The sequence below is a fragment of the Rubinisphaera margarita genome, assembly GCF_022267515.1.
Taxonomy (GTDB): Bacteria; Planctomycetota; Planctomycetia; order Planctomycetales; family Planctomycetaceae; genus Rubinisphaera; species Rubinisphaera margarita.
In genome coordinates, this window is record NZ_JAKFGB010000007.1 from 42,755 (window position 1) to 63,704 (window position 20,950).

Below are 20,950 nucleotides of genomic sequence, written 5' to 3' on the forward strand. Positions count from 1 at the left end.
TCAGCCCGCGTTTTGACCAAGCCGGAGTCCAGCAGTGAATGGTATGGACATGGTTTCTCATGCCTCTACTGATCTGTACACTCACAGGAAGCGTAATTACTAAACTGCCCCACCCCGGAGATCACCCCATTGGAACAGGCTGAGCGGATTGAACAACTGCTCGATGACTGGAATGATCTGCTGGAATCCAATCCCGCAGCCGAGCTCGATGCTTTCATCCGTCAGCATGCCACTCACCTCACCGCTACGGAGCTGATTCAGTTCCGGCGAGTCGCCTGTCAACTGGCCGATCTGGACCGTCGCCTTGGAGAACTGGTGGAGAACAGTTCCGCGTATCCTTCCGCAAATCTAGAATCTTCGCGAGAGCACGTAGTTTTTCTACGGCCAGGACTCGAACCAGTTCCTGGTTATCAGCTGCTCGAACCGCTCGGCCAGGGCGGATTTGGCCAGGTCTGGAAGGCCTTCGGACCAGGCGGCTTTCCAGTGGCTCTCAAATTTGTGCGTCTGGGAGATCAGGCTGGACAGGCCGAGCTGCAATCACTGGAGATCATCCGCGAAATTCGTCATCCCCATCTCTTGAGTATTTTCGGGACCTGGCAGATCGAGGATCGTCTTGTGATTGCCTCTGAACTCGCAGACGAGTCGCTGCAGGGCCGTTTCGAGTTGGCACGTCAGCACACCGGCCGGGGGATTCCACCTCGGGAACTCCTCCGCTACATGATGGAAGCCGCCCAGGGAATCGACTTCCTCAATCAGCCGCGGGGCGACAGCCGGCCGGGGGTTCAGCATCGGGACATCAAACCGCAGAACCTACTGTTATCTGGCGGTAGCATCAAACTCGGTGATTACGGCCTGGTCCGGCCTCTCACTCATGACATCACCGGGCACACGGGACGGCTGACGCTCGCGTTTGCAGCACCAGAGTTCCTGGAGGGCAAGACCAGCCACCGCAGCGATCAATACTCGCTGGCGATTACCTACTGCTACCTGCGGACAGGCGTTTTGCCGTTCTCCGGGAGTGAGATTGAGATCATTGACGGTCACCGTAACGGCCAGCCTGATCTGACGGAACTCGATCCGGCCGCACGTGAGGTGGTCGAGCGGGCCTTGTCGAAGTCTCCCGAGGATCGCTGGCCATCCTGCCAGGCATTCGTGAAATCATTGATCCGTGCGATGGCCGCTCCGTCTGCTGGAAGTCCTGCAACGCCAAATCTGCTTCAATCCCAGCGAGAATCGTCGCTTCGACTGAAGATTTGGAAGTGGCCGCTCGTCGGAGTGATCGCACTCGTGGCATTCTCGGCCCTCGTAGTCGTCCTGCCCGAAGTGACCCCCAACTTCATCGGCAACTTTCGCCTGCCTCCTCCTTCCGTCGCCGCTAATCACGCTCCACCTGTTCCGGCGGTTCGAGTCGCAAACAATCCGAATGGGAAATTTCTGGTGCCGGAACTGGAGAAGGACGAGCAGGAGAAACTGGTACTTGAACCAGAGTTGGCCCCGGGCTGGCGACGGCTCTTCAATGGTAAGAACATTGATGGCTGGTGGGTCCAGGGACGTCCAGGCTGGAGTGTCGCAAACGGGACCGTCGTCAGCCATGCGACGTCGCCCGATGATACCGGCTACCTCATGACGGCTGACCAGTATCAGAACTACGAGTTGCGGCTCGAATTCCGGCTCTCACCCGACAGCGACAGTGGAATATTCCTGAATGCGTTGCCGGAACACCCCGTCGATGGTTCGCAGTTCCTGGAAGTGGAATTAGCTGGCAATCAACGTCCCGGTAGCTCCCCGCCCTCAGCATCCAGCCGATCCGGGAGTTTGGTCGGTATCGGGGCCGCGGACCCGATCGACCTGCCGACTGGAACCTGGCACGTTATGGAAATCTCCAAGCATGATCGCAGGATCGTCATCTCGATGAACGGTCGGGTCGTACTTGATCAATCAACAGCTGATGCTTCCCAGGGACATATTGGGTTGCAGCTTTCTCCGACCCGCTGTGAGTTTCGGAACATTCAGATCCGGGCGAACGGTCCCGTTCCGCTCTCGCCCTCCGAGTCAAAGTTAATCGATGCTTTGCAGGGGACCTGGGAATTGAAATCAGAAAGTGTCCATGATGGGCCGGTCTCCGCAGAAATCCTTGCCCGTCGTGACAAGCGGCTGACGATCACACGCGATGAGTTTTGGATCGAATACAACAGTCTCAACTCCGACCACGTCAGCGAGGAAACAGGCATAATCGTCCTGGACCACAAGACAAATCCAGTCACAGTCGACATGCCTTACCGGAACAACCAGGGGAAGAGGCTTGTCTATCGTGGCGTCCTTCGTCTTGAAGGGAATCGACTCCGGCATCGCTTCATCAAGATTGATCCTGGTGATTCATCCAAGCACCCTCCCCAGTCTTTTGACGCTCCCTTGCGTCCCGGAGTCTGGGAAAACGTGTACGAACGGGCGAACTGACTTTCGCTAAGGTTGCGAGATCGCAAGGGAGACTCACTTCAACGGCTAAAGAAGCCGGCAGAGCAATGTTCCGCACCTTTGAAGACTTACCACGATGAACAACGGCCCCGGGTATACCACAATTCTGCAGAGCCTGCTTGACCGCCTTAACCGTGGGGAGGATGCTGCGCGAGCCGAGCTCATCTCTCACGCGATGAAACGTCTGCGTGGACTGGCCCGCACCATGTTGCGGCAGAATCTGGCGGTCCAACGCTTTCAACAGACCGATGACGTGCTGCAGAATGCTCTACTGCGACTTAACAACGCGCTCAAGGCCGTTCGGCCGGAAGATTCAGACCGGTTCATGGGACTCGCAGCGACTCAGATTCGTCGGGAACTGATCGACCTGTGGAGACACCATTACGGACCTCTGGGAGCCGGAGGACACCACCATTCTGACCCGGGTCTTGTCGACTCACGCGGAATCGCCCGACCATTGTACGATCCGGGACGTGACGAACCGAGACCGAGTGAAACTCTTGCTATCCACGAGGCCGTCGATTTACTGACTGCCGATCAGCGGGAAGTGTTCGAGAAGCGTCTCTATCTGGAAATGACCCACGAAGAGATCGCTGTCGAGATGCACCTTTCCTTAAAAACCGTCAAACGCCGGTGGCGGGAAGCCAAACAACAGCTGGCTGTCCTGCTTGATCCCGACGCTGACGGCCATCAGGCAAGGAATGAGGGTTAACACCCGGCCGTATCGCTAACTCCTTCGGAGCGGAAGCGGTTTCTCTGGTATTTCGGTCCAGACCACGTCTGCTCGGTAACCAAGAGCCGCACAAAATCCGACGATCACCCGTTCTGCATTCTCACGTGCCTGTTGCTGATACTCAGGCGTTTCCGCAGACTGTCTCACAAGTTGCTGGGCCTGCTTCATCGCGGCATCGTGAACGGACGGGTCCGGTCCCCCGAACGCGATCAGCCCGTCGCTCTTCAGTTCGTACGTGAGTGACCCCTCGTGATCGACCCGTGACCATCGAACCGTAGGAGGGGAAAGCTCGATGCGAACTCTCTTTTCTTCCCCCTGCCCCTCAACCTGGGTGAGCTGTGCCAGTCGCAGGTCCGTGGCATACAAGGCATCTCCCTTGATCATCCAGGCTCCCTTGTGACCTCCCCAGAACCACGCGTCTCTGTGCGAGGTGTGCAAGACGGAAACCTGCAACTTCAGGGACGTCAGATCTCCAAGCTCCCGCACCCGGTCGATGGAAGGCCCTGTTGATTTTACGACGACAGGCGGTGGCTTCGGTCGGGGTTCTGGTACTCGAGAGCGAGCCGCTGCCAGTGTCGCTCCAGCAATCGTTATCATCCCAGCCAGCATGAGCAAATTTCGCATTTATTCCTCCCCTTATTATGTTGCAGATCCGAGGCGATCACAATTCGTCGCCGAACATGGGAGAAGCGTTCGCGATCAGGATTTCGGGTCAGTACTGGAGACGAAATTTCTGAAATTCTTAAAACATCCGGACTCAACACAGAGGTTGCCCTTCGGTTCCGTAGACCTTGATCCCCTTCCTCTTACTTTGCGGACGCGTTGCAGACCCCTGTTTTTCAGGGGGCTTTTTTTTGATCGAAGCTGAGAGAAGCGTTGGAGAATCCCCCCCTTTACCGTATTTACGGGGGGAATAACGGGGGGATCTGAAACCTTCGGTTTAGTCTTCGGTCTTATACGATCTGAGCATTCTCAATCGTTGCTGGCCACACTTCATTGGTCTACCACGACGGACTCGTGCGAGTGCCGGATTGGTCTCAGGCCAGTGTTGGTTACACTCTGGCGCGGGTCCATGGATCAGGCCAAGCTGTTGCGGATTGGTCTCAGGCCAGTGTTGGTTACACTCGGCCGGCCTGGTGGCCGACCAGGCTTACAGTTGCGGATTGGTCTCAGGCCAGTGTTGGTTACACTCAAGAGCTTCAAGAGCTTCGGACGTACTTAGTTGCGGATTGGTCTCAGGCCAGTGTTGGTTACACTATTGATCTGTACCACCGCTCGACGCTGCTTGTTGCGGATTGGTCTCAGGCCAGTGTTGGTTACACTTCAGCTTCTTCGCAGTTGCCACCGTTGAGTGTTGCGGATTGGTCTCAGGCCAGTGTTGGTTACACTTTGGAATCGTGACGGTTCCGCTGTTCTTCAGTTGCGGATTGGTCTCAGGCCAGTGTTGGTTACACTCGTGGCAGCTGGCGACATACCACCTCCCACGTTGCGGATTGGTCTCAGGCCAGTGTTGGTTACACTCAGGGTTGTTCGTGATCATGTCCGATATGAGTTGCGGATTGGTCTCAGGCCAGTGTTGGTTACACTTGCAGCTCCGGGTCATATACAATGTCTGTGTTGCGGATTGGTCTCAGGCCAGTGTTGGTTACACTACGTTGTTAGCCTAGGGGCGTGTGCCTCTGGTTGCGGATTGGTCTCAGGCCAGTGTTGGTTACACTAGAAGTCGCGCCCAGTCCTTCTCCGCATCAGTTGCGGATTGGTCTCAGGCCAGTGTTGGTTACACTTTGCTCAGAAGTGGGACGACTGGAGCAGCTGTTGCGGATTGGTCTCAGGCCAGTGTTGGTTACACTCTACAACCGCGTTACCTACCGCTTTCGAGTGTTGCGGATTGGTCTCAGGCCAGTGTTGGTTACACTCGACCTCTCTGGCTGCTAAGTTCTCTCTCCGTTGCGGATTGGTCTCAGGCCAGTGTTGGTTACACTTGCCCGCACTGCGGGAAGTTCCAGGAACTCGTTGCGGATTGGTCTCAGGCCAGTGTTGGTTACACTCTGTGGCGTGCTGCGTCCGTTCCCCTTGCGGTTGCGGATTGGTCTCAGGCCAGTGTTGGTTACACTTCTGCCTGCGGGAGGCGATTACGGGGCGGGGTTGCGGATTGGTCTCAGGCCAGTGTTGGTTACACTTTTCCATGGAGGGGCCGCAAGCGGCCAATGGTTGCGGATTGGTCTCAGGCCAGTGTTGGTTACACTCGCTCATACCGTGTTCGCCAACTCCTGATGGTTGCGGATTGGTCTCAGGCCAGTGTTGGTTACACTTGGTCAGGCCACCACTTGCGGATGCGGCTCGGTTGCGGATTGGTCTCAGGCCAGTGTTGGTTACACTCGCTCGTCCTCAAGACGCACGAGCTGGTGCGTTGCGGATTGGTCTCAGGCCAGTGTTGGTTACACTTGCGTGGTTGCTCGATAACTGGTACAGGCCGTTGCGGATTGGTCTCAGGCCAGTGTTGGTTACACTTGAGGCGGCGCGGGGTGTTCGTTGCCCCGCGTTGCGGATTGGTCTCAGGCCAGTGTTGGTTACACTGATCAACTCCGCAGGTGGTTACTTCTACGAGTTGCGGATTGGTCTCAGGCCAGTGTTGGTTACACTGCACCAGCCAGCCGGGGACGTTCCCCAGCTGTTGCGGATTGGTCTCAGGCCAGTGTTGGTTACACTCGACAAGCTGTTCCTGTTCTTCGACGATCCGTTGCGGATTGGTCTCAGGCCAGTGTTGGTTACACTTACGCCGGGGCGTTCGAGTATTCGACGATCGTTGCGGATTGGTCTCAGGCCAGTGTTGGTTACACTTTTAACCCTCAAGACACAACTGGAGGTGTCGTTGCGGATTGGTCTCAGGCCAGTGTTGGTTACACTCATTCGGGCGCCCGTGGTCGCGGTGGTTGGTTGCGGATTGGTCTCAGGCCAGTGTTGGTTACACTCGAGAGGAGCGGAGAGAGCGACTATGCGGCGTTGCGGATTGGTCTCAGGCCAGTGTTGGTTACACTATTCAACTCATCTTGCAGCTCTGCAATCTGTTGCGGATTGGTCTCAGGCCAGTGTTGGTTACACTGTCGGCCCTATGTGCAGGTCGACGGGCGTGTTGCGGATTGGTCTCAGGCCAGTGTTGGTTACACTTGTGAGTGTGTAAAGCGTGTGAGTTTGAGAGTTGCGGATTGGTCTCAGGCCAGTGTTGGTTACACTTGGAACGGATACGACTACCCGACTCATGTGGTTGCGGATTGGTCTCAGGCCAGTGTTGGTTACACTAAGGCGAACGACGGGCGATACCTGAAGTTCGTTGCGGATTGGTCTCAGGCCAGTGTTGGTTACACTGACGATGGCGGACTACAGCGACGACAGGCGGTTGCGGATTGGTCTCAGGCCAGTGTTGGTTACACTTACTTCCCCAAACGATGGACGATGGTTTATGTTGCGGATTGGTCTCAGGCCAGTGTTGGTTACACTTGTGGAAGACGATGTTCTATTAGCTAAAGAGTTGCGGATTGGTCTCAGGCCAGTGTTGGTTACACTTCGCGGTTGAGATCGAGATGAATGCGAGGGGTTGCGGATTGGTCTCAGGCCAGTGTTGGTTACACTTCCAGTGTCCTCTGCCCTTCTCAACGCCCCGTTGCGGATTGGTCTCAGGCCAGTGTTGGTTACACTGGAAGAGCGATTTGATGATGGCGTGGCGTTGTTGCGGATTGGTCTCAGGCCAGTGTTGGTTACACTGTACGGACGCTTATATCGACCCACCGATCGGTTGCGGATTGGTCTCAGGCCAGTGTTGGTTACACTTCGAGAGGTTGAGCGTCGAGTCGCACCATTGTTGCGGATTGGTCTCAGGCCAGTGTTGGTTACACTGACGTAGAGCCTGATTGCTGTGGATGTGGTGTTGCGGATTGGTCTCAGGCCAGTGTTGGTTACACTTCTGGTCGGAGATTCCCGCGACGGCTGATGGTTGCGGATTGGTCTCAGGCCAGTGTTGGTTACACTCGCCCAGGGGCGGTTTGTTCCGGTGGAATGGTTGCGGATTGGTCTCAGGCCAGTGTTGGTTACACTCGCTCCCTCTACGCCTGGAGTCAACGGCAGGTTGCGGATTGGTCTCAGGCCAGTGTTGGTTACACTCATCGTTTCAAAGCCCGCCTGGGCCGCTTGTTGCGGATTGGTCTCAGGCCAGTGTTGGTTACACTGGCTTCAGTCCACCTTTCACACAGTCTGTTGTTGCGGATTGGTCTCAGGCCAGTGTTGGTTACACTTGGTGGAGGATTTCAACGAGGCTTCGGGAGTTGCGGATTGGTCTCAGGCCAGTGTTGGTTACACTAACTTTGTTAGACGAGTTGTCGACTTCTTTGTTGCGGATTGGTCTCAGGCCAGTGTTGGTTACACTGCTTTGTGCCTGACGAAGGAGAAATGTACAGTTGCGGATTGGTCTCAGGCCAGTGTTGGTTACACTAAAGCGAGGTAGTATCTACTACCCGAAGCGTTGCGGATTGGTCTCAGGCCAGTGTTGGTTACACTTCACGACGGTATTCTTCGTCATACTCGCCGGTTGCGGATTGGTCTCAGGCCAGTGTTGGTTACACTCCGGAGGCCATAACCTCTGACCTAATGACGTGTTGCAACGTTTGAAGGTCAGAAAAACTGAAGCTGCTTCGGAGCGGATTCGGGAGGCTGGCGGACTTTTCCCCAGAAAATCCGCATTCGCTCGAACTGTTTATCTGTGATCGAAAAAACTCGCACCTCCCCATCGGGAGGGATGTGTCGTTCGATTCTGCGCGTGTGCACATCCGCATTTTCCTGGCTCGGGCAGTGTCGGGAGTAAACCGAGTACTGCATCATAACGAATCCGTCATTCAACAGAAACTTGCGAAACTCTGTGTAGTCTCTGCGCGCTTTGGGTGTGTCGGTGGGCAAGTCAAACATAACTATCACCCACATATTTCGATATCCGACGATGTGCATTGCTGAGGGATCTCCAGTTCGGCGCGTGGATCCTCCAGACAACGAACAAACGAAGCCAGATAGCGGTTCAACTGTACGAGTAGAGGCCCCTTTCCGTGGGAAACAGAGAACGCTTGCGTGAGACTTTCAAGAATCATCGATTTTGCATACCTATCCAGTTCGACATGCCCGGACGAATACAATTCACGTACCACCTGATCAACAATTGGACGTAACGGTTCAACGAGATCATCAGCGAGACAAAAGACATTGCTTCTGTGGATATGCTTTACACCGATCGACGGATGTAGCCCAGCAGCCACGATGGCTCGCGCTATCGCGGCTCGGTAAATGGCATACCCGTAGTTGAGCAAATTATTGGGAGCGTCTCCGTATCGACTCCGTCGGAATTCTTCTTGTTCCCGGAGGTCATGCAGCCAGCTTTGCCAATAGATTTTAGCAGCCTGGGCCTCGTGATTCTGAGGGTCACCCGTTCGCACTGTTCGCGCTAGCTCGACAAGGCGTTTTCGTGGTGCCGAATCGGCTTGAAGGTTCTCGGCTTGGCCGCTGATCTTGGATATGACGATCTGTTTCCAGATTCGCTTCTTTGTCGGAGCCGAGACATCGATCTGCAGCTTGAGTCGGGTTACAACCTGACTGTGATTTGGCAGGGGAAGCACCATTGAACTTGGATGATGAGCATCGTCACAAAGAACAACGACAGTCCCATAGGCACCTAATCTCACGAGAGCGTAATGGGAGAAGGTGGCCTGCTGATTATCCACTATCAGTACTCCCAGGTCTTCGCAGGGAATACGTCCAATCACTTTACCTTTAACGGTGATTTCCAGCTGTTCGTGTCGCACACGGAGATGCGCGGGAGTCTCTGAAATCTCGACGATCTGCTTAATCATCAGGCGGCTCACGTAGTCGAGGGATCGCCTCCATGCCTGACGGATATTACCTGACGATAACTGACAGCCGAGGGAGAGTCACGAACTAATCGCGTTTTAATCATTAGCCCAGCGGATCCGGCCCAATGGATCGACGGTCACCTTCCTCGCAACTAGAGTGTTTGGCATTTTCGAGACCTCTCCGATTTTGGAAGATGACTCGCCACCAGCGCAGTGATGCTTAAACCACATTTGTTTCGAAGTTGAAGCCGAACGAACGAGACGATACAGCAGTTCTTTTCCATCTTCCTCAACGAGTATTGACTCATTGTTGGAGAGGCTGAACAGGAACCTCGCATCAGGTCGTTCCGGGTGAATTCGCCTGATAAGAGGTTCACGATTCCGTAATCGATTTGCCGCCTCCAGCATCGTCACGAAGACAGCATCTCGCCGAATCCTGCCCTTGGCATCCGTAAACTCGAACAGGCAGAGATGGTGAGTGTTACCCGGCTTTACAAAAGCCTTGTCTCCACGGATCGGGACAACGGTTTCTTCGTTCTTCGTGATTCGCACCTTCTTGAGAGCGACTCCCTTTGCCCTATTCTTCCAGAGTGGCTCTTTCCAAACGTCGGCTGTCGGTTTGCGACTCGCTTTCCGTCCCGGAGTGATCCCAAACTCAGCCAGGCGTGCCACGATGATCTCTCGATCTCTGGAATCACGAATGCGGTCGACTTCCGCCATGGAAAGGTCTTCGACTCTCTTGCGTATCGTAAAAACGCCCGGAACACGAGTCCGACCGTAGAGAGTGTCCTCATGTAACTGCCCGGAAGCCTTCCGACGAACGCGATACGAGACATTGATGGCCCCGATCGCGTTCATGGCGGAATCTCGAAAAGATGGCCAGGGTTCGCCTAGACGCTTGGACGCCCTGACGGCATCTGGAAGATCACCTTCATATCCCAGTGCACGCGCATGTTCGAATCGAAAGACACGGCCAAGATTGTAGACCCGCTTCTTATCGGTGAGCGCCACCACTAAAGCATCTACAGCGTGATGACGCTGATCCAACCGATTCTTTTCTCCGGGAGCAAGCTCTTGAGCGGCTTCCCAGGCTGGGCTGTCCTCTAAGTCGGATAGTAGTGTTTCGAGGCCCCAGCGGCGACGAAGGATTGCCGTGTAACGGCCGCTGACAGGCTCAACATCCACTCCGAGGGATTGCAGATAGGTGCGGACCTGGGTTGTGATATATGACGTATCATTCAGCTGCCGAGCGACAAAGTCCGAGTCAACCTCCTTCTGAAGAAACCGTTTGAACTTCCGATACGGCAACTTCCGAGCACGCTGCACGATTTCTTCGTACCGTTTCGGATCTCTATCACCCAGCCATTGAAAGGGCGTTCGATCTCGCTTGTCGGCATTCGCTTTGCGAAAACAGACAACACGATTCATTCGGGAATTATCCTGGCTCTGCCAACGCGGAAGAATATGGTCGACATCAGTTTCAGCCGACAGCAACTGGGAGGGAGATATACTCTGCCCCGTGTAGATGCAGAGTTCGCCCTGCTCTCTCCAGAGAAGATACTTCTCGATGTCGCCGCGGCGGGCCTGCCCCTCTCCCAGATATCCCTCGATCCATTTCACAGCGGCAGCACGTCGTCCTTCATTCCGTCGCTGCTCCTTCACCATCTCGGCTCGCTGCCTCACGGACAGCTTTGCATCTCTCGCAAGTTCCAGGCGAATGCACTTCAGCGACTTCTGCTGACCGTGAACATGCTCGCGCAGAATCGCATTCACTACCGTGCGCACTTCGTGCAAAGCCTGCTGCACGATCGGATTGGTGACTTCGGGAGGGCTGTCGAGTCGAGGCACGCGTTCGAGATTTCGTTCCCAAGGTGCCGGATATCCAGCTTCTCGATATGCGGAGGGTATCGTTTCATCACGGGAATACAGAGGTAAACCCGCCTTAACATGCGGGAGAAGTCGTTTGATCGCTTTGAGCGAGTAGTTTCCGTATCCAGACTCCAATGGTGTCCGATTCAATAGTTTGTCAGCAAGACCTGTATCCAATCCGGCTTCCTGGAGCAGATAGGCCAACCGTGAGTGATCATCATCGATGATAGCCGCGACAATCCAGTTCCTCGTACGCTCATCGACCTTCCACCAGTCCTTACCGACAAGCTTGGTCCCAGCCAGAGCATGGTCGATCGGCATACCGTGCATCTTCGAACGCTCCGCACGCTCCAGATTGAAAGTCACATTATCTGGCGTGTCGAACAGATGCTTTCGAATCGCATCGAATGTCGCTTCCTTTCTCTTGGACAGATAGCGCAGCAGCTTCGTACGTTCTTCTTCGGTAAGAGGTCGTTCTTCTCGAGTTGAAACGTCGATGAGCCGCAGATTGTTCACCTCCTGGTAAAGTCGCATCTCCTGAACGCGTCGATCAGCCCTCGGTGCACGCGGCAACCGTGGTTCCAGCTCGCACGCACCGACCAAGCCAGTTGAGGGTGGTTGAATGGGACGCTGATAGAAAATCGTTTTCAGAATCTGCCGACGATTTGACTTCGTCAGCAGGTCGGGGTGAAAACGGCGCTGCGACTGCCAGATCCGGACGAATTCGTAGACGTACATCCGTCGTTGTGTATGCCTTCGACGGAGAGAATCGTTAGCATCGGGATCGGTCGGAACAGGAATTCTCTGAGATCGTTGGAGCGTGGGATCAATCTGATCGGCGAGATATTCCCCGAGTGTTCTCGCACCGCTCGAATTGATTGCTTTCTGTAGTTCGCTGATCTCAGCCAGCATCCCGCTGGTTTCTTTTTCGCGTTCTCTATCTGCCTTCCGATTCGACTTGAAACCACGCCGCTGATTCAGGTGAAGCAGCACCCGGCCCAACTCATGGGGCTCAAGTGGGGCATCCAAAGCTTTCTTTCGCAGGGAGTAGGGATCGGCTGCCTTGAAAGTGGACCGCTCCCAGTCGATCCGGTCGGGGGATTCTCGATCCTCGAGGGCGACGGACGGAAGCAGTCCCATCTCAATGAGCAGCCGGCGCAGAGCCTGCTTTCGTTTGGAACGTCTTCGCAGCAATCTGCGAGTTCCGCGGGCCAGACGTCGATCGGCATTCTTGGACTTCTCTCCGCTCTGCGTCGACTCCAATCCCATCGGAAAGATGCGAACCCCTGCAGCCTCGATCTGGTTGGTGTCGTCGTCGATCAACGCCCATCCGATGGAGTTGCTACCGATATCCAGCCCGAGCGTCATTTCAGTCATATAATCGTGCCTCAAGGGGTGTTAGTTCAGAGATCATGAATACATGAACAAAATACGTCTGACTTTGCAAACGAACCTCAAGCGGTCTTTCTCGCAAAGGCTTGACATATCTCAGTGAATGCGTATGCTACGTGACGTGTAACCAACACTGTCCTGAGAACACTTTTCGCAACAAAGATTCAATGTTCGCAGGCACTGCTCCACGGAGCATCCACCGCACCTCGCGAATTCGACGTGCGGTTTTTTCATGCGCTGATCTCTGCCGGATTTGGCCCTGAGCGGAAGGGCCTCAGCTTCTCTTAAACTGCGGCGCAGCCGTCCTTTCCCCGGACGAGGAGAATGCGCCGCCTGCTCGTTGATCTTGTGCGAAGATTCTTCTGAAAAATGTTTCAAGCTTGGCGGTTCGGCAAGTCGAAGATTTCTCCAAGGCATCTCGCGCCAAAAAGAACAAATAAGCATCCCACCTGTCCAGGCCCGCAGGAAATCAAATTGAATTAAGGGGACATCCTCAGGGATAGTCCGGGCAACTTCTAAACACGGGAATATCAAAGAATAGATTCTGCGAGATCGCATGCCTCAGGCCTGAAGGCCTTCGAGGCTCTTTGATTGTTTCTATCTCCCGTGGTTCTGTTGGAAGTTGTCATGCCGCATCGCAGTCCGGAAGGACCCGAATCTGAATTCTCCGTAGATGCTGCGGATGGAGCGAGCCGCCGGCGCCGAGGCGGCGAGCGAGTGAACGCAGCATCGGCTGAAGGGGCGAGATCAGGTAACACGCCCCTACACAGTAGCCAGGAAGAGTCTGAATGGGAGTCCTTAAGAGACACTTCCACAGTTGCGATTGACTGGTTGGAAACCGCCGGTGTCGTAGTCTGGTCGTCTCGAGCGGAAGAACGTCGAGATGGGCTCGAAGAAGCCGTTGAGATTGCTCGTGGCACTTCTCAGCCGCACCCGATCACACTCAACAACTACCGTTGCCTCGTTCATCCTTATGGAATGGGGAAAGGCCGACAGACTCACCTGAAGTTCCGCATCACCTGGGGAGACGTCACTCTCGGTCTCGACTTCCGTTCGAAAGCCTCGCGCCGCTTTCATAACTTCTCGCTGACGGTTCCGGGCGGTCCCTGCCTGATCCACGGCGGACTCGCCGTGCGTGAATGGGCGTTTAAGATCGTGAATGCTCTCGGCGGCGGAATCCACGATGAATGGATTCGACGGCTCGATGTGTGCGTCGACCTTCCCGGCCTCAATCCTCGTCAGGATCTGTTCCCCGCCTGCTGCGGCAATCAGTTTACCTCAACAGCGAAACACCATCGAGTTGACTGCCACCAGGGTGAAACGGAAACGTTCACCCTCTCGTCAACCGACCGGCTGACATTGCAGATTTACGACAAGCTCCGGGAAGCCACAAGCAAGAATGATCCCGTTTACCTCCAGTCGATGATCGACAATCGCTGGAATGGTACGCTGCCTAAAGCGGCAACACGCGTCGAGCTGCGGGTCTACCGGAACTGGCTTGCTCAGTGGGAAGACGACCACGTCGAACGTATTCTGAGCAACTTGGGATCTGTCGTGGAGCGATTGCTCCCCGAAACAGGAAAAGCATTCTTCCGGTTGCTCGATCGAGCCCCCGACAGAAAGAACAAACATCAATCCCGCTGCGAAGTGCATCCGCTCTGGAAGATCATTCGAGAGGTTCTCGTCCAACAAGAGACCGAACAGGATCTCGAGTTTAAACGGGTTCGGTACGGTGCAGTCTCGCAGCGTCGGCTGTTCTCGATGATCAAGAGTTTGCTTCTCAGATGCGCCGTCGAGCAGAACCGAACGATCCGCGATATCCGGGGAGCTAAGGAACTGCTCCACGATCTCAGCTACGCGAATGATATGAACGACTGGGCATGGTACGAAGCCTGGAAGGAAAAGGCATCCAAGCACGGTCTGTATGATGCCGCAATCGAGTTTGACTTTGGATTGAACGTTCAATCCTTTTGATTTGTCCCTGCTACTGTCATTGCGATAGTAGCTACCTTTATCCATGGAAGGATAATGCATGATTACACGTGTTCCATTCGATGACGTCGGCCAGTTGGCCCGTCGTAAAGCGAGGCTGTTCGACGGGCTGGGCGATCCCATCGACATCGAGTCTGATGACGCCTTCGTTGTGATGTTCAACCTCACTGCTGAGTGGGAGCTGAACGTCCTGGTGGATGAGCACGACAAGCTGAGAGGCTACGAGCTCCAATACCGGAAAACCGAGCATCGTTTGATTCTGCCTGTCTGAAGTCAGGCTTCTTCTGTTTTTTTCGTTGAGAAAGGATTCTCCATGTCAGTCGTTGTTGGTCGTATTCACGCTGAGGAAGCTTACAGCAAGGAATTGCTGCTCAAGCTGCTTGGCATTTCGCAGAAGTTTTGGGATAAGATGCTCGATGAAGGCTTGCCCTTCACGCGGATTGGGCACACGCGCTGGGTGACTGGCGAGGCTGTGCTCAACTATCTGCATCGCAACGCAGAGAGGAAGCCGGAGTGAGGCTACGGAACTGATCAAAACAGAAAGAATTTGATCATGGCCAGACCTCCAGAGATTGGAAGTATCCAGCTCTATCCTGAACGCCCCTTGAGGCCGGCGGATCGAAATGGATTCGTCCTGAAGTTCTACTGTCCGTTGCGAAGGACTCGCATCCGCAAGAACTGCGGCACCCGTGACCGGCGTGAAGCCAAACGGGTGCTCAGGGAATGCCGCGAGCGTCTTCTCAATGGACAGTACGTTGCCTCCGGTGGTGCGATCACGGCAGCCCAGGAACAGGTGATGCGTTTGTCTGCTCCTGAAGCCGTCGTGGAGACCATCGACCGGGGGAAGACCTGGCAGGATTGTTATGAGCGATATCGCAGACATCGGGCCACGCGAACGCGAGAGATGTCTCTCACGCACGCGTTGTCCCGAATCTGTATCGCGGAACGGATTCTGAAGACATCGCTCAGAACGGAAGAGCTGTTCGTCAAGGAAGTCATCAGCCTGGATAACCTCGAACTGCTGCAGGATCGTCTGCTGGCGGGTGTGGAGTGCCGATATCCCACTCGGTCTCCAAATACCGTCAACAGCATGCTGGCAGCAGTGATGGCGTTTATCCGGTACTGCTACAAACATGGATGGATTGAAGCGGTTCCTCCACTTGAGAAGCTGGAAACGCGAGACGTCATGAAAGGCCGTCCGATTACTGGCGAGGAGTTCGAGCGAATGCTCGGCGTTACTCCCACGGTCGTCGGTAAGAAATTCTCCCCGGAGTGGGAGTTCGCGTTGCGGGTTCTCTGGGAAAGCGGATTCCGCATCAGTGAGGCTATGGATTTCTCTTGGGATGATGATCAACGAATTCATCCCGTTTGGAGTCGGGCAGCTCACTCGACGATTATCGTCCCGCCTTCGCAGAAGAACGGACGATTGCAGGAAATCCCAATGCTGCCAGGTCTGAAGCACCTTTTGCTGTCAGTCCCTGAGAAACGCCGCGAAGGATTCGTGGTCAACGTTAGACTGAAGCAAAGACGCGGAGAACGATTGTCTGCCGACGCCGTCAGCAGAACAATCGCGAAGATTGGCAAGGAAGCCGGGGTGGTGGTGACGAAGGAGAACAAAGCGACTGGTGTGCGTGCCAAGTATGCCAGTGCTCACGATCTCCGTCGTGGGTGTGCGGCTCGACTGATCAATTCGGGGGTTTCCGCCGAAACGGTCAAGGTCGTCATGCGTCACGCGGACTTCGCAACCACCGAGAAGCATTATGGAGCAATTCGTTCCGCCCAGGCGGCGGGCGATGAGCTGCAGAAGAAGCTGATTGTCAGCGACAGCGAATCAGCATTAGCGGGGGGATAAACGGGGGGACTCGATTTTTTCGATTTCTCGCTGAATCCCGCCCTCGTCGTAACCTGTTGCCATTTAAGGCTTTTGAAGTACACCCCAGAGGATTCGAACCTCTAACCTTCGGTTCCGTAGACCGATGCTCTATCCAATTGAGCTAGGGGTGCGTGGCGAGGGCGTTTGCCTCGTGCAGGCGTAATATGGCAGATCTGGGGGCGGGTCGCAAGTCCGTGTGCTTCGGTTTTTTTGACAGTTCCTGGAGCTTTCTGTCCGGCCGGAATCATCGATAAATTCGGTGTGGTCGGGGCTCTCCGTGAGGACACGCAGGAAGGCGGGACGTTCGCGGCGAATGTGGCTTCCTGTTTTTTTCCGGGGAAGTTGGTCTGTTGAGGGTCTGAATGCTTACAATCGGGGGGCTCGCCCACTTTCGATTGTCCGGCCGTTCTCGCCGGGTCCGCTGACGTTCTCTCTATCCGGCGAGCCATGACCTCAACTCTCAAGACCTCCGATCCCCTGCGAAAGATCGTGACCGGTCTGCTGCTGTTTGCGACGGTCAGCTTCGTAGCCGTGCTGGGCTACATCGCGCATGGATGGCAGGTCGATGATGCTGTGTACATGGTCATCATTACGATTTTTGGCGTTGGCTATGGGGAAGTGCAGCCGATCGAGTCGACCGGACTGCGAGGCCTGACAATCGCCGTGATTGTGGCCGGCTATGGAGCCGTGATTTATACGGTGGGCGGTTTTATGCAGATGCTCGTGGACGGCGAGATCAACAAGGCTTTGGGAGCACGTCGAATGACTCGGGAAATCACCAGTCTGGAAGATCACACCATTATCTGCGGCTTCGGTCGGATGGGGACGATTCTCGCTCGCGAGTTGCAGACAGCCGGAAAGCCGTTTGTGATCATCGATAACTGCGAAGAGCACATGCAGACCGCTCAGGATCTCGGCTATCTTGTGCTTCAGGGCGATGCCAGCGATGAGCATCTGTTGAGTCTGGCCCAGATCGAGAAGGCGTCGGTGCTGGCCTCGGTTCTGTCGGACGATGCGACGAATGTTTTCGTGACCATCACCGCTCGCGAGATGAATCCGTCGATCACGATTATCGCTCGTGGTGAGAACCCTCGAACGGAGCGGAAGCTGCTTGGCTGTGGAGCCGATCAGGTGGTGCTGCCGACGGCGATTGGAGCCTCCCGGATTGCTCAACTGATTCTGAGACCGACAGCCGAGAATCTGCTGGGAGATATTGCGAGCAAGCGGCACGTCAGCGATGAACTTCGTGAAGTTGGTCTGCAGTTCGAAGAGGTGCCCGTCCTCCCTTCCTCTCCGCTGGCCGGGAAGACGCTCAACGAGATCGAAGTTCGGGGAAACCACGGATTTCTGATCGTCGGGATTCGGAATCAGGAAGGGACGGCGATGCTAAACCCTCCGTCGGAAACCGTCCTCAACCCCGGCGACATTGTTGTGATCCTGGGACATCATGACGACCTGCCGCAGGTGGCGCGGAAGTTCTCGCGTCCTGTAGAGACGATTAAGTATCGGGGTGCGTCCACTTGAGTGGAAGCCTTGCGGCGCGATGCGTTACGAGGTCGCGCGCTTTCGGCGCAACGACGCTGCGGCATGTGACCGTGCTGACAGGCTACCCATCGTCGATAGTGATGGCGACATCCATTCGGCGTCAGGATGCCGCCCCTACGAAATGGGGATTGGGAGCACTGCTGGACTAGCCAGCAGTGGCACGCCATCGGGTTGCGACTAATTTGAGGTCGCGGCTGTGGACTTGCGGACGGCGTCGTACTCTGGATTGACGCATTTGTCGCCCCAGCGTTTGAGGACACAGCGAATGCCGACTTCGGATTCCGGCTGCTGGCCCTGGTCGCCGGTTTCGACGATCCACTCCTGCAGCAGTTTGCGATGCCGTGTCAGTTCCTTCTGAAATTCGGGATCGTGAGCGAGATTGTTGATCTCGTGGGGATCGTTCTCCAGATCGTAGAACTCTTCGGCTGGTTTCGTATCGCCGAAGAAGATCAGCTGAGTCTCATTCATCTCGCCGTCGGCCATCATCTGGCGGAACTTCTGCGAGACCTCCCAGGGGTCTTTGTAGCTGGGCTGCATATACGGGCGATCGGTCAGGTAATTGCGGAGGTACTTGAATCGAGGCGTGACCACGGCGCGGATCTTCTCGATCGTGTAATCGCAACGGTCGCGGGCGGCGACGAGGTACTCGCGCGGCTCGTAGTCTTTCGCGAGGAAGTCGCGACCTTCCATCGTTTCCGGCACTTCAATCCCGGAAGCGGCCAGCGAAGCGGCGGAAATATCGATGCCGGAGATGAGATCGTCGCGGACTTTGCCTGCGGTGATCCCCGGGCCGGCAACGATGAGTGGCATATGGATGCCCCCTTCGAACAGGAACTGCTTGTGACGATGCAGTTTCATGCCGTGATCACTGAAGAGGAAGATCAGCGTGTTGTCGTAGTAGCCGTCCCGCTTGAGGGCGTCGATAATTTCGCCGACCTGCTCATCGGTCTTCAGCAGGCAGTCGTAATGATGAGCAATTTCGTCGCGGACTTCTTTGACATCCGGGTAGTACGGCGGAACGGGAACATCAGCCGGATCGATGACGGACGGAGCCCTCTTGCCTAGTTTTCCGCCGCCAAGTTGAACCTGTCCAAAGAACGGCTGATCTTTCCCCTTCCCTGCCCAGCATTTGCCGGCGACCAGTGTTCCCGGTCCCCAGCCGCCACGGCTGCGTTCGAAGTCGTAGAATTCTTCCTTGCTCCATTCGAAGTTGTAGTCGTCTTTATTCCCCTCGTTGAACGTCCAGTAGCCGGCCTGACGGAAACGAATCGGAAGCGGCGTCGCACTTTCGGGCAACGCATTGCGATCGTACTCGCCCATCGATTGTCCCCGGAATGAGTCCCGGCAGCTGCGGTGATTGTGGGCTCCGATCGACGTCTGCATCATCCCGGTGATGATGGCCGAACGCGTTGCCGAACAGACGCCGGCCGGCGTGTAGAAGCGGGTGAACTTCGTGCCGCTCTCGGCGAGGGCATCGATGTTTGGCGTCTCGATGAGCGTATCGCCGTAGCAGCTGAACCAGCCACTCACGTCTTCCAGATAAATCCAGAGAACGTTGGGACGATCGGCAGCATTCGCCGATGACACGCAGGATGCGACCAGAACAAGAGTGAGAAGAATGGTTTTCACGAGCGGCTCTTTCATAGGCATGAGATCAGGGATCTTCGGCGACGTGCGGTGGACTTCGATCACTCGTAACGCCACTTCAATTCCCAGGGATCCTTCGTTTCCTTCTGCCAGGCCTGCAGTTTCTCCTGCAGTTCTTTCAGCTTGTCCTGATGCTCCGGATCGAGGGCGAGGTTTTTGCCCTCGTAGGGGTCTTCGGCAATGTTGTAGAGCTCGAAGCGGGGACGATTTTCGTAGTCATAAATCGTCTTCTGCCCGAACGTTTTCTCTTCGCGTTTGAGCGCACTCTGCCAGGTTGGCGAAGCGAACAGGTCGGAAGCATTCGGATATGGCAACTGGTGAGCGATGTTGAAAATCAGTTTGTAGTCGCCGTCGATCGCCACCCGCATGGGGTAGTACATCGTGATCTCATGGAAGGTGTGCGACAGGAACGTTGAGTCCCAGCCTTCTGGGTGTTCCTGTTCGAGGATCGGCAGGAATGAGCGGCCGTGGAACTTGTACTGAACTTCGTTCTTGCGACGGATCGGCTGGTCATTCTCGCCCGGCTGCACCGGCGGATACTTACCCGGTGTGACTTCACAGAAGTCGAGAATGGTCGGCGTGATGTCGGTCCAGTTGATGACCGCGTCGGTTGTCATGCCGCGTTTCTTCTGATCGGGATGACGGACGATGAACGGCAGGTTGGCTCCCGGCTGATACAGGTTCGTCTTCGCACCGGGGAACGGCGGGCCGTTGTCGCTGGTGAAGATGAACAGCGTGTCGTCGAGATGCCCGGTCTCCTCCAGAATCTCATACAGCCGCTGCACGCCCTGATCGACGCGGTTGCAGGCCTGGTAGTACTCGGCGAGTTCCTCTTTGACTTCCTGCGTATCGGGCAGCCAGTCAGGCACATTCATATCTTCCGGCTTGAACAGATTGCGTTCGGTTTCCGGATACGGATTGTCGCGGTTGTTGAAGTTCGCGAAGTTTCCGGGCCCGCCGCCGCGATGCGGATCGGACGTGCAGAAGTAAAGGAAAAAGGGGCGGTCATCGTTCTGCTTGATCCATTTGGCCGCGTTCTCGGCCATGCCGACGGGATTCCGCGAGCCGCCCTTGATGCCCCCGTTCTCGTAGCTTTCAAAGTAGTACACGTCCCTCGGAGCGAGATGGTACTTGCCGATCGAGCAGGTGCGGTATCCGGCTTTGTCCAGATGCTGAGTGAGCGGCACAACCGTCTGATAGGTGCTGAAATGGTTGTAGCCGTGAGCGTGACCGTAGTGCCCGGTCGCATGATTCTGCAGGCCCGACATGATCACCGACCGACTGGCGGAACAGCTCGCCGTGGTCGCGTAGGCGCGGGTGAACTTCGTGCCTTCCGCGGCGAGTCGATCGAGCCCGGGGGATTTGGCGACCTTGTCGCCGTAGGCTCCGATCTGGAAACCGTGGTCATCGGCGATGAACAGGACGACGTTCTTCTGTGCGGCTTCAAGACTGCACGAGAGAACGAACGCCAGCAGCAACGTCGCGCACAGAGCACGAGTGAATAGAAACATTCGGAAGGCTTTCTATTGAAGGCGA

Annotated in this window: 13 protein-coding genes, 1 tRNA gene and 1 CRISPR repeat array; of the genes, 7 read left to right on the top strand and 7 right to left on the bottom strand. The window is 55.6% G+C overall.

Annotation, left to right across the window (positions count from 1 at the left end; translation table 11 throughout):
• The first annotated feature begins 129 nt into the window (after positions 1-129).
• Together L1A08_RS02500 and L1A08_RS02505 are read left to right on the top strand one after the other, a co-directional pair.
• Positions 130-2,457 carry a family 16 glycoside hydrolase gene (locus L1A08_RS02500; protein WP_238753831.1) on the top strand — a complete coding sequence of 776 codons (2,328 nt, stop codon included), beginning with the start codon at positions 130-132 and terminating at the stop codon, positions 2,455-2,457.
• Between the two features lie 94 nt (positions 2,458-2,551).
• Positions 2,552-3,187: an RNA polymerase sigma factor gene (locus L1A08_RS02505; protein ID WP_238753833.1), complete on the top strand. Its 636-nt coding sequence runs from the start codon at positions 2,552-2,554 to the stop codon at positions 3,185-3,187.
• Positions 3,188-3,202: 15 nt separating this feature from the next.
• On the opposite strand, the gene L1A08_RS02510 is transcribed toward L1A08_RS02505, so the two are convergent.
• The 4 genes from L1A08_RS02510 to cas9 form a co-directional block, all read right to left on the bottom strand.
• A complete protein-coding gene (locus L1A08_RS02510; protein WP_315860537.1) occupies positions 3,203-3,832 on the bottom strand; it encodes a DUF4230 domain-containing protein in 630 nt (209 codons plus the stop codon).
• Between the two features lie 399 nt (positions 3,833-4,231).
• A CRISPR array of direct repeats spans positions 4,232-7,825; the repeat unit is 36 nt; unit sequence GTTGCGGATTGGTCTCAGGCCAGTGTTGGTTACACT.
• Between the two features lie 48 nt (positions 7,826-7,873).
• Positions 7,874-8,203, bottom strand: coding sequence for a CRISPR-associated endonuclease Cas2 (gene cas2 / locus L1A08_RS22935; RefSeq protein ID WP_390896839.1), 330 nt, complete (start codon positions 8,201-8,203; stop codon positions 7,874-7,876).
• Complete coding sequence (cas1, locus tag L1A08_RS02515; RefSeq protein ID WP_238753835.1) at positions 8,170-9,096, bottom strand: type II CRISPR-associated endonuclease Cas1; 927 nt, start codon at positions 9,094-9,096, stop codon at positions 8,170-8,172. Before cas1 ends, cas2 begins: the two co-directional genes overlap by 34 nt.
• Positions 9,097-9,192: 96 nt before the next feature.
• Entirely contained in the window at positions 9,193-12,342 is a 3,150-nt protein-coding gene (cas9, locus tag L1A08_RS02520) for a type II CRISPR RNA-guided endonuclease Cas9 (protein WP_238753837.1), read from the bottom strand.
• An 846-nt stretch (positions 12,343-13,188) separates the two neighbouring features.
• Between cas9 and L1A08_RS02525 the strand changes: the two genes are divergently transcribed.
• From L1A08_RS02525 to L1A08_RS02540, 4 genes are read left to right on the top strand one after another with little or no spacing between them, the layout of a single operon-like run.
• On the top strand, positions 13,189-14,331 hold the full coding sequence (locus L1A08_RS02525; protein WP_238753839.1) for a hypothetical protein: 1,143 nt from the start codon (positions 13,189-13,191) through the stop codon (positions 14,329-14,331).
• A gap of 58 nt (positions 14,332-14,389) precedes the next feature.
• Entirely contained in the window at positions 14,390-14,620 is a 231-nt protein-coding gene (locus L1A08_RS02530; RefSeq protein ID WP_238753841.1) for a hypothetical protein, read from the top strand.
• Positions 14,621-14,662: 42 nt separating this feature from the next.
• The gene (locus L1A08_RS02535) at positions 14,663-14,866 is read left to right on the top strand and encodes a topoisomerase II (protein WP_238753843.1); all 204 of its coding nucleotides are present in this window, start codon (positions 14,663-14,665) and stop codon (positions 14,864-14,866) included.
• A gap of 36 nt (positions 14,867-14,902) precedes the next feature.
• A complete protein-coding gene (locus L1A08_RS02540; protein WP_238753845.1) occupies positions 14,903-16,201 on the top strand; it encodes a tyrosine-type recombinase/integrase in 1,299 nt (432 codons plus the stop codon).
• 78 nt (positions 16,202-16,279) lie between these two features.
• On the opposite strand, the gene L1A08_RS02545 is transcribed toward L1A08_RS02540, so the two are convergent.
• A tRNA-Arg gene (locus L1A08_RS02545) sits at positions 16,280-16,353 on the bottom strand.
• 316 nt (positions 16,354-16,669) lie between these two features.
• Here L1A08_RS02545 and L1A08_RS02550 point away from each other — a divergent pair.
• The gene (locus L1A08_RS02550; RefSeq protein WP_238753847.1) at positions 16,670-17,746 is read left to right on the top strand and encodes a potassium channel family protein; all 1,077 of its coding nucleotides are present in this window, start codon (positions 16,670-16,672) and stop codon (positions 17,744-17,746) included.
• A gap of 198 nt (positions 17,747-17,944) precedes the next feature.
• Here the strand turns inward: L1A08_RS02550 and L1A08_RS02555 are convergent, their stop codons facing one another.
• Both L1A08_RS02555 and L1A08_RS02560 read right to left on the bottom strand, forming a co-directional pair.
• Positions 17,945-19,396, bottom strand: coding sequence for a sulfatase family protein (locus tag L1A08_RS02555; RefSeq protein ID WP_238753849.1), 1,452 nt, complete (start codon positions 19,394-19,396; stop codon positions 17,945-17,947).
• Positions 19,397-19,455: 59 nt separating this feature from the next.
• Positions 19,456-20,925, bottom strand: a complete 1,470-nt coding sequence (locus L1A08_RS02560; RefSeq protein WP_238753851.1) for a sulfatase family protein — start codon at positions 20,923-20,925, stop codon at positions 19,456-19,458.
• Positions 20,926-20,950 lie beyond the last annotated feature (25 nt).

Excerpts from the sequence above, each read along its gene's own strand:
- L1A08_RS02505 (WP_238753833.1), top strand. The coding sequence starts at position 2,552 with ATGAACAACGGCCCCGGGTATACCACAATTCTGCAGAGCCTGCTTGAC.
- L1A08_RS02510 (WP_315860537.1), bottom strand. The coding sequence starts at position 3,832 with ATGCGAAATTTGCTCATGCTGGCTGGGATGATAACGATTGCTGGAGCG.
- cas2 (WP_390896839.1), bottom strand. The coding sequence starts at position 8,203 with ATGCACATCGTCGGATATCGAAATATGTGGGTGATAGTTATGTTTGAC.
- cas1 (WP_238753835.1), bottom strand. The coding sequence starts at position 9,096 with ATGATTAAGCAGATCGTCGAGATTTCAGAGACTCCCGCGCATCTCCGT.
- cas9 (WP_238753837.1), bottom strand. The coding sequence starts at position 12,342 with ATGACTGAAATGACGCTCGGGCTGGATATCGGTAGCAACTCCATCGGA.
- L1A08_RS02530 (WP_238753841.1), top strand. The coding sequence starts at position 14,390 with ATGATTACACGTGTTCCATTCGATGACGTCGGCCAGTTGGCCCGTCGT.
- L1A08_RS02535 (WP_238753843.1), top strand. The coding sequence starts at position 14,663 with ATGTCAGTCGTTGTTGGTCGTATTCACGCTGAGGAAGCTTACAGCAAG.
- L1A08_RS02540 (WP_238753845.1), top strand. The coding sequence starts at position 14,903 with ATGGCCAGACCTCCAGAGATTGGAAGTATCCAGCTCTATCCTGAACGC.
- L1A08_RS02550 (WP_238753847.1), top strand. The coding sequence starts at position 16,670 with ATGACCTCAACTCTCAAGACCTCCGATCCCCTGCGAAAGATCGTGACC.
- L1A08_RS02560 (WP_238753851.1), bottom strand. The coding sequence starts at position 20,925 with ATGTTTCTATTCACTCGTGCTCTGTGCGCGACGTTGCTGCTGGCGTTC.